Raw genomic sequence first — 11,826 nt, 5'->3', positions numbered from 1 at the left:
GATCGAAACCTTCGTCGATCATTACAATCACCAACGCTACCATGAAAGCTTGAACAACGTCACGCCCGCCAACGTCTACTTCGGCAGGGACAAAGCCATTCTACAGGAAAGAGAAAGGATCAAACGAAAGACACTCGAAGCGCGGCGCTTGCATCACGGACAACGCGCCGCATAATGCAACCAACCAGATGAGCCAAACTCTCTCTTAGTTCAAGCCGCCATTGGTTCCAAAAACCCTGACGACGGGCACAATTCGGGTGTGAGCGGATCAAAACAATTGGCGATGCCTACATCACCGTTGCCGGTCTCCCTGACCCCACACCGGATCACGCCAAGGCCATCGCCAACACTGCCATCCGGTTTGTCCGCTACCTGAAACGCAGAAACCTGAGCCACCCACACCAGTGGCAATGCCGGATCGGCCTGTCGACCGGGTCAGTTGTTGGGTCAGTCGTGGGGATACAAAAGTACGTCTACGACATTTTCGGCCCTGCCGTGAACCTTGCCTCTCGCCTGCAGGAGTTTTCCGAACCGATGCAAATCACGGTTCAAAACAGTGTCGCAAACGTCCTCAAGGACCAGTTCGACCTTGAGCATGTCGGCAAAAAGGCCATCCGCGGGTTTGGCGAACAAGACATCTGGCAGCTCTCTGATAGCAACTGAGATCAGAGCTCAGCAGGAGGTGATGGCCAGAATTCGTCGTCTGCAACTATAAGCGCGCAGTTTGCAGTTGGTACGGTTTATGCACGTTTCTATTCTGATCGAGCAGAGCAGCCATTGGTGGTCCAAGCAGCGCAGGTCAACTTTGAGCCCAAACCGCCTTCTCTCTGGAGCATAGCTAAATACCGCCTTCTGCATGCAGGAGTTTACGCTTGGATAGAGCCTGCCCTGAGTGCACGTTGAGCATCAAAAGGTCTGTAGCATTGTGGCTTTTGTCTTCGGGCTTTTAATAACGCTGGCCAATCACGGTCGCCTTTGAACCAACGAAACGCATCGATGTAGTCAAACAAGAGCGAGAAGATATTGATTGCAGACAAAGCGCCCAGGTATTTTCGCTAAGACGTCATGATATCCGACCCCATCCAAACGAGTAGCACCCCCAATGGTGACCAGAACGCCATTTGCGGCAACCCTTGGCCGTTGGTTACCTTTATATCAGCAGGATTGGTCAAACTGTTCGAGCCATACCGATAGAGTGAGAATTGGCTTTGCTCGGTAAAGTTACTTCCAAGTAGGAAATTCTGGGGGCGGTCAGAACGTCAAAGACATATTGAACCACAATGTATCGCTTTCGAACCGGCGCTTGGCTCCAAACTCGGTGAAGTATTTTACTTGAAAGCTCGCGTCTTTGCCAAAAACAGAGGCTCCGGAATAGCTGATCATAGGGCCTGCCCCGAACACTCTCGCTTGCAGGCTGGACGCCCCGAGCGCGGCTCGTGTGGAGGCGGCACCGCTGCCGGAATCGTCGTCGAGTTGCTGGTATGCATAGCCTGTGACTCCGAAAGCCCAGCCTGAAGGCAGGTGCTGCATCACCGTCCCCTCCAGGTTCAGCGCAGGAGCGTTCTGGTAGTCTGTGTCCTTGTTTCGAGTACTGAACAGCAGGCTTGCCGCACCCGAGAATTCAAGTCCAGTTTGCGGGTTCATGTGTGTAACCGCAAAAACGGGCTGAAAAGACCAGATATTCTTGCCAGTGTTGAGTGCATTGATCGTTCTGGCCGGAACATCGATCGACGCCGTATTGTAAGACCCGGTCGGGGCAAAGACGGACAGGCCTGCACTGTAATGCAACATGCCAGAGTGCCAGCCAACCATCGGCGTAATGGTTATGTCACCAATACCTGAAGTGCTGTCACTGATGGGCAAACCAGCGATGGGTGGAGTCTCTCCTATGAAGGTCAGATCAGCGTCGAGCACAAACGGTATGTTTAGGTTAAGAGCGGGTGTTCCGCCCCATAGCGCGGCGTCAAACACGTAAGTGTAACTGAGCTTGGCAAAGGTAAGGTCCAGATCGGTATCGGCGCGGATCGGAAGCCCAGCCAGCGACAGGCCATCAACAGACCCGCTGGACGTCACGACGTCGATGCCAAGATAAGAACCGGGTCCCGGGACGATACCAGCGAACGTTGTCCGGGAACCAAGAAGATAAGCCCCCAATCCGCCCTCGACCGCCCAAGCGGTCGATGCACTTACGCTCAGGGCTGCCGCGAAAGCGATACAGTAGCTTCTGTTCATCATCTTTTCCCTAGTTACTGTACCAGATTGGCGACCCCCAGGCGCGTTCCTGGATCGTGGCCGGCACGTTTTCCAGCAAAGGCAGCCCGTTGCGCACCGCGTCATAGGTTGTCCAACGCGGAGTCGGGATTTCAAGCGCGCGGGCATAATAGAAGGCCTTCGACTGCGGATTGAAATCCGTGTCCGTCCAACTGCCCATCAGCATCGGCGCCCCGATGTCATTGGTGTACAGCGCTGTGGTCAGATCAACCGTGTTGCCCACCGCGGGCAATTTACCGGTGTCCGGATCAATCTCACGGTCGCCCGCCCAGACGACATCAATGATCTTCTCGTTAGCATCGCCATATTCATCGACCCAACCCTTGATGATCTGTATTCGGTCCAAGTTGGCCCCAAGGGCGTCTTTCTCTGCGTAGACGGTGAACATCGGCGGCGCGCCGGCCGGCTTCAGGTTGCCCCCCATATGAGTGCCGAGCAAATAGCCTTCCTGTGCCATCTGCACTGGGTCTGTCGGTGTTGACAGGTCCACTCCGCCAAACATACGCACTTTGATGCGGGGGCCTGAGCTGGCGAAGGTTTCGCGCCGTTTCATCGCATCCCAGATCGCGGCGCGGGTATTGTCGATGGCCCACACGCCTGCCAGCGATCCGATAGAAAGGTCTTGCCCATCGATCCACCCGGCAACGCTGCCGGTGCGGCGGCGTTCCACACTTCCATCTTCGGGGCCGTGTGCCCCAATGAACTCATCCTCGGCCACCTCAGACATCAATCCGTTGTGATTGTCCGTCCCCCCGATGAAGCCGTATTTGAACGGGTTCACGCCGAGTGCAAACTCATAGCCGATACCATCGACCAAACCACCCCGGACGAAATCGCGCTGACGGAAAATTCGGCCTGAGTTTTTTTGGATGGAGTCTGCATTTTCGAAACCGGCAAATTCGTCTGCGGCCCAGAACTTACGATGCACTTCGGAATTGCCTTTGACCTGCATCATTTCGATCAGCGGTTCATAAGCCTGCCGCGTGCGCGCGTATTCAAGGTCCATCGCATCCCCAAAGCTGTCAATGTCCGGGAACATCCGGCCCTTGGAGGCGTTGGAATTGTGCGGAATGGCGAAGAGGTGGCGGCCTTCGGCTTCCTGCTCTTTCATCCAGGCCCATAGGTTTTCCTCTTCGTTGATGTCGATATAGCTCGGCACAATCGAGGGAACGTTACTATCGCGAAACAAGACATTGCGATGCAGGTTTGCGCCGTTTGGCGCGGCCGACCACTCGAAGCCTATCAAGGCGGTGAACACACCGGGCTCGTTGGCCTCTTCAGCTGCCTCGATAATAACCTGCCACGCCGATCTTGCCGTAGCCGGACCTGCATAAAAAGGTGGGTGCTGAGGCGTGGCTGAGCGATTTGATGAGACAACGTACTTGATGAACCAGTCCTGCCGATCTTCAAGGCTCTCCAACCCCCGCAACGCAACAAGATCCTTGTCGTCGTGACCAGGCGCATCTTCGAACATAGTCGAATACATCTCGCCCAAGTATTCCGCGTGATCGGTTACCGCCGCAAAATCAAGCGGGCGCTTGTGCTGTACAATCGAGCCGTCAGGCAGCGTCACGGCCTCTCCTCGCGCATAGGCAAGACTGTCGGCAGGCATAAGGCGCGTGCCGCCGATATAGGCGTCGAGCGAAAAGGCTGTATGTAGGTGTGTTTCGCCGAAATAAGCATCTCGCAGTGGATTGGGTTCAGCAATCGCAAAACCGGTGGTGACAACCAGAGCGGTGGCTGAAAGCAGATGTTTGAGCATCGGATTAGTCCTTCTGAGGAGTGTACCAGATCGGGGAAGAATAGGCGCGTTCTTGCGAGACCATTTTTACGTCGTCGTCCATGTCGACGTCGAATTTCACCGCATCATATGCAGTCCAGCGTGGTGTCGGAATCTCAATGACGCGCGCATAGTAAAAGGCGCTATGGGTGGCGGCCCAGTCCGGGTCCTTCCACACAGCGCCTAGCTCTGATGCGCCGATGGTATTGGTCCAAGCCGGGATCGACAGGTCGACCGTATTTCCAACTGGTGGCAGCTTGCCGTCAACATCAAGTACGCGATCATCAGACCAGGCAACATCATAAACCATCTCACGCTGCTCTCCGGTCTCGTCAAGCCAACCTTTGACGATCTGCACGCGGTCGAGATTTGCACCCATCGGGTCACGCAGCGCATAGACAAGAAATGAAGGTGGGCCTTCTCCAGCAGGCAGGTCGGCCCCCATGGGCACGCCCTTGCTGTAGCCCACCAGGGCGAGGTCCCGGCGCAGGACGTCCGCCGGCTCGAAGCCATAGCCACCAAAGAAGCGCACCCGCATGCGCGGGCCAGTGGTGGCGTAGGTCTCGCGACGTTTCATGCCATCCCAGATCTCGCCTCGGGTGTTGTTCTCAGCCCAGACTGCAGTTAGCCCGCCAGTAATGTACTGGTGCGACATGAGCGCAACCGACCCATCGGCAAAGGTCTTCGACACATGCTCGGCCCGATGCGGGCTCGGCTCATAAGCCGTAAACTTGCCGTAGAAATTGTCATTGTCCGGTGGAGTAAGGCCTGTATGGGTATCCGACGCGCCAACAAGACCGAATTTGAAGGGATTCACGCCAAGTTCAGCCTCCATTGCAAGACCGCGCTGGAGACCAGAGCGAACGTATTCAGCTGGTATCATCTCCGGTGTTTTTAGTTCCGATGCGTCAAGGTTGCCGTAGTCCCAAGTCTCAAAATCGGCGAACTCATCTTCCGGCGAGAGCATGGGATGAGCTTCGCCGTCACCCTTGATCTGGGTCGCCTCGTAGAGCGGCTCCCATTTCTGGCGCGCTTCAGCGTAGGCGGCGTCCAATTGGGCACCATCGGCAAAGTCGTCCTTCTGCGAGAACATCCAGCCATTCGAAAGATTTCCGTTATGAGGAATGGCCAATACGTCTCCACCGGTTTGCGCCTCGTAATTCTCCATCCAAGTCCAGAGATCACGCGGGTTCGGCGAACCCAAAGGTGGTGTCGTCGTATAAGGTACGATCTGCCCGGTACGCTCGGGCCCGTCACGGAAGATGACATTGCGGTGCAAATTGTTGCCCTTCACCAGCGAGGTCCACTCGTAGGCGATGAAGGTGGTGAAGCGTCCAGGGTCATTGAACTCTTCAGCGGCGGCGATGATGTCATCCCAAACACGAGCATAGGCAGGATTGCCGGGCTGGTAGTTTAGCGCCTCAGAGACCTTGCCCTGCGCAAAGGCCGCAACGAGTTCCTGCGCAGCGCGCATCGCGGTCTCTCCGCCAGCGTTGAACTTTTCGTTGAAGTATCGCCCTTGTTCGTCTGCCATGATGTTGGGAGCACCACCAATGATGTCGGTGATCGCACCCATCGCATCGGAATGATCGGTGATCATGAAGAAGTCGAGCGGACGCGAAAGCTTTACAGGCTGACCGGTGTTTGATGTCACCTGATCACCGCGGGCGAAACGATAGGCGTCGCGGGGCATGAGCCGTGTGCCTCCGCCGCCTGCGTCCCCAGATAGGCCAGTATGTACATGGGTATCGCCAAAATAAACCTGTGTGGGATAACCACGGTCGGCGTAAGGGGAGTAGGGCCTGCCCGCCTGGCCTGGCAGACCTTCGGGGTTAATGGCGTCCTGGGCAAGCCCTGTCACTGGAACGAGAATAAGTGCTGCAATCCATTGTTTAAAATTCATTCGAGCTTTCCTAGTCTTTATCTGTGTCCATGGGTTCTCGTACCTTGTTGGCCCTCAGTCGAAGGCGCTTTTTTGGCCCCTCCACCCAATCATGATCGAAGGGCCGCCCACAAACGTAGCCAAATCATAAGTCGACTAGGTCATCGAACGCTACGAATTTTATTCCGAGGTCCCTTTTTGGCTGGAAATTCAAACCGGCCAAACCCCCAAGGCACCGGCGCCAACTCTGTTCTGTTTGGCGATCTGGTACCGGACTGAGTTGTTTGTTTCGACGGCTGTTTTGGCGAAATCGCCGCAGAAGACCGCTTGGATTTCACCACTCGTTTAAAGTTCGTTACCATGTTTCGCGACATCGGCAACAAACGGGTTCGTCTGGAAGGCAGAGCGTTTTGTTATCGGGCAAAGCGATGTAACCGCGCTCTCCGTCTCAAGCTGGTTTCTTCTTACAATGCCACTGATCGGCATAGGGACGTCCCGCGACAATTGCCGTTCGTTAGATGCAACCATATGGGCATCACCCACTAAGTGAGGTCTTAGGTTGTCGGTACCAAATTAGGGCGTTCGATCAGGCGCTGGCCAGTCTAGACCCAACTTTCTCTGACTTGCCGTTTAGTCAACGCGGCTACTGGAGCGCCTGAGTGAATGTCGCGGTCAAACGTTCGTTTAACGCGTGATGGGGTTTGGCCGATGCACCGTAATGGAGTTCAGCAAATGCTGCGATATCGTTGAATATCACAACGGAACCTCCGTTATCACCAGCGTAGACCAACAGCTTTTGACAAAAGGCATCAAGCCCGATTGCCGGGAAATCCGCCATTGCCACCCCGCCCGGAGCCGGACCGCCAAACAGCAACAAAACGGCCTCGGGCACTTGTTCTCCAGCTTCAGAAGCTGCCTCGGAAAAACGGACCTCTCCAAACCAGATCGTGTCATCCTGACCTCTGACAGTTTTAGTTAGACTGGCAACGGCTTCGGAAACACTCAGCTTGGATTCTAACTCTATGATGCCGTAGTTACGGGTTAGCCCCTCTATCGGCGCGGCAATGGCGCTGACATTTTTTGTTACCTCATTGAGTTTGTCGTCAAAGTCTTCAAGTGCGGCGGTGTTCGTGAGCCCGTGACGTACTTGAAGAAATTCTGCGCCTGTGTAGACGACCTTTGCAGAGCCTTTGTCGGCATAAGACAGCACACGAAATGGCAGATCGAGTCCCGCACGAATATTGTCGCGCAGAATGGGCGCACTCACGTCTGCGTCAGAGAATATCAGAACCCTAGACGGCGGCATCTCAACGCTTTCGGCGGCAGCCAGGCGTGCGTGATCAATCGAAGCAACTATGTCGAACCCGGCCGTTTCTATGACACTTTCTAGCACCGCATGGCTGTCATCGACCGCCGTCTGTTGCGGCGATGCGGTCGCCACATTCGTGATCAAGGCCATCATCATGGCGCCCGCCGCCACACGTTCCAGAGACAAGGTTTTCAACATCAAGCCCTCATTCAGCTTTGTACGCACGGCATGTCTTGCAGCCCTGTGTCCAAAATAGACATTCCGGGCGATCACCTTTGCAGTCACTCTTTTATCGGACCAAGCATTGCTCAGCTTCGCCGACGTTGCGTTTTCTCTGGCGAAAATGACAGGTCTCGGTCCGACGATGGTTTTGCAGCAGCACCCTCACAGGTGCTGCCACTAGAACCAAAACTATTTTTGACCATCGCTCGTCTCAGCAGCTTCACTCGCTGCAGCAGAAACCACTTGTTTTTCCTGCTCACTCAGTTGGTCACCCTCGTTGGTGCCTGACACGTTGACACGCACTTCCTTGCGGGCGAACTGGATGCCGTTTTCGTCAAAAGCTTTTTGCACCTTGTTGTAGATGTCTTTGCGGATCGTAAACTGGGTTCCGGGTTTGGTGGTGAACTTGCCCCGCAAAACAATACCAACATCGTTCACATCGGCCACGCCCTGAGATTTGAACGGCGCCAGCATGTTACCCGCATGGGCCGGATCATCCATCAATTCCTGCCCAATGCGTTTGAAAATTTTGCGTACTTTTTCAAGATCCGTATCAAAAGGCACAGTGAACTTGAGCTTCATGATCACCCAGTCACGACTGTGGTTTGTTAGCTTGGCAATCTCACCGTAGGGCACGATATGGACCGGGCCAGTCGCATCACGAAGGCGCAATGACCGGATAGAGATGCTTTCAATAGAACCCAGCGTTCCACCCACGTCGACGAACTCTCCGACTCGGAAGGCATCATCCAGCAAAAAGAACACGCCAGAGACAACGTCCTTCACCAAGGTTTGGGCACCAAACCCGATGGCCAGACCAAGAACCCCGGCGCCTGCCAACAATGGGGCGATATTCACGCCAAGCTGCGAGATCGCCAACAATATGGTGATCGTCACAATTGTAGCCTGCAGCGCGATGTGAATGAGCGGCAATACAGAAGCCAAACGGCTTTTCCCCGCGCCGCCTGCCTCGACCTCTTCGCCTTGTTCCGCTGCCGGTTGTTCCTCTGACAGCTTTCTGTTGACCCAGAGGTTCACAAACTCCCACACGATGTACCCAAACGCGACAACCAGTAGGAACTGCACGCCATTTGCGGCAATGTTCTGCCCCAAGCTGCCTTCTTTGAAATCCCCCAAGGAAAGTCCCCAAAGCTTGCCAATGGCAAGAACAAGGACCGCAGCCAGTACAACCCGCCCGACCCGAATATAGCTTTGCTTGATCTCCTCGATCGCATTCAACGCAATTTCGCTTGTACCATTTGGTTTTGGTACAAGATGCCTGACCAGACCTCTGAGCATAGTATCGAGGAACGGTGCCGCGACGATCAGAACAAGCCCTGCCATACTTCTCGAAGGGGGGATCGAAGTAATACCATTGGACAGCAACAGTTGCTGCGTAACCCAGTTCAGAGACACGAGGATCATTGAAACCTTCGGCCACCAACTCGCCATGCGCGCAAGGCCAGCGGTTTGCGCTTCGTCATCCCCCAGCAGTATGGAAGTCAAACCGCCACGTGCGCGCCATGTGATGTAAACGATCCATGCATGGAGCAAGAGGCCAACACAAAACCGCAGGCTGTCTTTTGCGTCCGACGGCCCATCGCCAAGCTGGGTGTTTAAGAAAAAGGCAAGTCCAGTGACGCCCCCGAACAAGACAAAGTTTCGATAGATGAACTGCGCGGTCCAGTCATCGGTCGTGACAGTCCGCAGATCAGGCCTATGAGGCGCCAACAGAAAGCGGAATACGACCCGTGCTATCAAGGGAATGGCCAGCACGACCGATATGAATGCCACCGCAATTTTTCTGTCAGGCCCCTCTGAAAATACAAAATTTGCAATCACAAGAGACACGATGATGAATGCAATCAATCCAATGGCGTCCGCAGCCAAACGTGAGACCAGTGCCTTGACTTGAGAGCCCAGATTGTCGGTCACATGGCCTGTGTCATATGGCCTGAGTTTTCCGATAGTTGTGGACACCAGGCGCCCTGCCCCAAAGCCAACGGCTATGGTAATGGCCAAGGCACCAAGGAACATGAGCGCTCCGCCAAATCCGCGCGTTTCGAAGAATCCAACACCTGCGGCAACGGCACTGCTAATAACCACAGGAATGTTGCTGATATTTCTTCCAGCCGAGTGTGCGAAATTTGTAAGCGCCCCGCGGATCATCACTATTAATCCAGGGCTTTCGGCCTCAGGGCTGGTTGCTTCGATCGGTTGCCCCGTGGACATCACGTCAAGAAAGCTGGCCAGTGCATTGAATTGTTCTTCATTCAATTGGGAGTGAAGATTGTTCACTGTGTTTTGCACTTCCAAGACACTCACAGGCTCCGTCTGAGCCTGTGCTGCAAAACTTGTCAGCGAAATTATGATGAGTACTGCGATAGCCCGGAGGTAGTGCATTAGGGATTTCCCATATCTTTGTTCAACATTTGATGCGCGTCTCTGGCAAAAGAGAATCCCACTTCAAACAATGAGGGCGGCATGCACCGCCCTCACTAATTAATCAACTACTGTGACATTCCGCCTTCAGTGGAAATCTGTTCTTCCACATGCGCTTGGTTTGTCACCTGAGAGCCACGCGGGGGGAACTCGGCAAAGGTTGACAGGTGTTTCTTAACGAGGCGCGCCGCTGGGCCAAACGCCCACATTTTGTCGCCCATCCAGCGGGTGTACATCCCAGACTCGTCCGCAGCCTTTTCGTAGGGATCGCGCCGCAAGTTGAACAGGAGAGGAGCGTTTAGCTCGTCTTTCGGACCTGCCCATCCATGGGTTTGGACTGTGAAATGTGCCTTCCAATCGCCATACCGCACGGCCTGAAGATCAGGACCTTCATAATAGACGATTTCCTTACGGTTGCTTTCAGTTTCGCCGGTCAGGAATGACAACTGATTGTAGCCATCCAGATGCACCTGATAGCCCTCATACCCTTCTAAAAGAGCCTCGGGCAGATTGTCCGGGCCGCCTGCTGCGGCAACCAGCGTTGGCATCCAGTCAAGACCGTCAAAGATACCGTTGTTGACCTGTCCCTCAGGAATTTGTCCCGGCCAGCGGATGATGGCTGGCACACGGAAACCGCCCTCCCAGGTCGTTCCTTTTTCGCCGTGGAACGGTGTGGTTCCGCCGTCGGGCCACGTCATCGTTTCTGGTCCATTGTCGGACGTAAACACAACAATCGTATTGTCGGTTATTCCAAGCGTGTCCAGATGCGCCATGACCTTGCCGACATTGTTGTCCAGCTCTTTCATGACAACGTCTTGCAGGCCACGGCCGTCACCAAGCATCGCCTCATATTCGGGGCTGAGGTGTGTCCACACATGAGCCCGAGCCGGAGCCATCCAGACAAAAAACGGAGTATCGCTTTCTACCGCACGGTCAATGAAGTCGAGGGTGTGTTTGGTCACTTCATCGTCCAGCGTTTCTTGCCGAACAGGCGGAGCGGGTCCATCATCGATAATGCGCTGCTTGCCAACCATACCCCAACGAGGTTCAACAGTTTCATCAACTGTATCTGTCGCATAAGCATGGATGATATTGCGCGGCCCAAAGACAGCGCCGAATTCCGGGTCTTTCGGCCAGTCGGGATCAGAAGTGTATTCCATCGCATTCAGGTGGTACAGCCAGCCCCAATATTCATCAAAGCCTTTGACCGTAGGTAGAAATTTGTTGAGATCGCCCAAGTGGTTTTTCCCAAACTGACCTGTCGTATAGCCCAGCGCTTTCAGCATGTTTGCCAGAGTCGGGTCTTCGTCGCTCAATCCTTTGTCAGGGTCTCCAGGAAGACCAACAGTGTGCATGCCAGTGCGCACCGGGTACTGCCCGGTGATGAATGCAGACCGGCCAGCGGTACAACTTGGTTGCGCATAATAGTCGGTCAGGCGCATGCCCTCCGCCGCCAACTGATCAAGGTTAGGTGTCTGAATGCTTTTTACACCACCATGATAGCTACCCAAACTGGCCCACCCCACATCGTCAGCCATGATGACCAGAATGTTTGGCTGATCGGTATCCGCCATGGCAGACACCGTCATGGTGCCAACGACGGCAAAGGCGGTTGTCACTGAAAATAAGATGGATTGGGCTTTGCGCATGCGCTGCTCTCCTGAGTGTTTCAAGCGATATGCTCTCCGGCCCCGCTTACAACGATTTTACGTCGCGTGGGTAGCTGGCCACAACGACGGTTTACTTAAATTACACTTTTTGGAATTTAAAAGTCACCACGTGAAACTGAAGGAGCGCAGAGTGAACGAAAATGATCTGACGCTTTTTCAAAACACCTTGAAACGCTTGGCTTTCGACACGCGACGCCCGCGCTACAAGTTTCCAATGCCTGCTTGTCGCGCAAAATCGCTCAGGTTGAAG

General features: G+C 54.5%; 7 protein-coding genes and 1 pseudogene. 2 read left to right on the top strand and 6 right to left on the bottom strand.

What is annotated here, in order from left to right:
• Together DHN60_RS20235 and DHN60_RS20230 are read left to right on the top strand one after the other, a co-directional pair.
• A pseudogene (locus tag DHN60_RS20235) lies at positions 1–175 on the top strand (IS3 family transposase); the annotation flags it as partial.
• 92 nt (positions 176–267) lie between these two features.
• Positions 268–663 carry an adenylate/guanylate cyclase domain-containing protein gene (locus DHN60_RS20230; protein ID WP_306416022.1) on the top strand — a complete coding sequence of 132 codons (396 nt, stop codon included), beginning with the start codon at positions 268–270 and terminating at the stop codon, positions 661–663.
• Between the two features lie 588 nt (positions 664–1,251).
• Here the strand turns inward: DHN60_RS20230 and DHN60_RS20225 are convergent.
• The 6 genes from DHN60_RS20225 to DHN60_RS20200 all read right to left on the bottom strand — a co-directional run bounded on the left by DHN60_RS20225 (position 1,252) and on the right by DHN60_RS20200 (position 11,555).
• Positions 1,252–2,235 carry a transporter gene (locus DHN60_RS20225; protein ID WP_159089311.1) on the bottom strand — a complete coding sequence of 328 codons (984 nt, stop codon included), beginning with the start codon at positions 2,233–2,235 and terminating at the stop codon, positions 1,252–1,254.
• A 7-nt stretch (positions 2,236–2,242) separates the two neighbouring features.
• Positions 2,243–4,033, bottom strand: coding sequence for a DUF3604 domain-containing protein (locus DHN60_RS20220; RefSeq protein ID WP_108839124.1), 1,791 nt, complete (start codon positions 4,031–4,033; stop codon positions 2,243–2,245).
• A gap of 4 nt (positions 4,034–4,037) precedes the next feature.
• A complete protein-coding gene (locus DHN60_RS20215; protein ID WP_108839123.1) occupies positions 4,038–5,954 on the bottom strand; it encodes a DUF3604 domain-containing protein in 1,917 nt (638 codons plus the stop codon).
• A 622-nt stretch (positions 5,955–6,576) separates the two neighbouring features.
• Positions 6,577–7,440, bottom strand: a complete 864-nt coding sequence (locus DHN60_RS20210) for a DUF302 domain-containing protein (protein ID WP_234423725.1) — start codon at positions 7,438–7,440, stop codon at positions 6,577–6,579.
• A 213-nt stretch (positions 7,441–7,653) separates the two neighbouring features.
• A complete protein-coding gene (locus DHN60_RS20205) occupies positions 7,654–9,762 on the bottom strand; it encodes a mechanosensitive ion channel family protein (RefSeq protein WP_159089310.1) in 2,109 nt (702 codons plus the stop codon).
• A gap of 212 nt (positions 9,763–9,974) precedes the next feature.
• Positions 9,975–11,555, bottom strand: a complete 1,581-nt coding sequence (locus DHN60_RS20200; RefSeq protein ID WP_108839121.1) for an arylsulfatase — start codon at positions 11,553–11,555, stop codon at positions 9,975–9,977.
• Positions 11,556–11,826 lie beyond the last annotated feature (271 nt).

The sequence above is a fragment of the Tateyamaria sp. Alg231-49 genome (assembly GCF_900143535.1).
In the GTDB taxonomy this organism is placed as follows: domain Bacteria; phylum Pseudomonadota; class Alphaproteobacteria; order Rhodobacterales; family Rhodobacteraceae; genus Tateyamaria.
The sequence above is the reverse complement of the archived record's forward strand: the minus strand, read 5'-3'. Positions and strand labels throughout refer to the sequence as shown.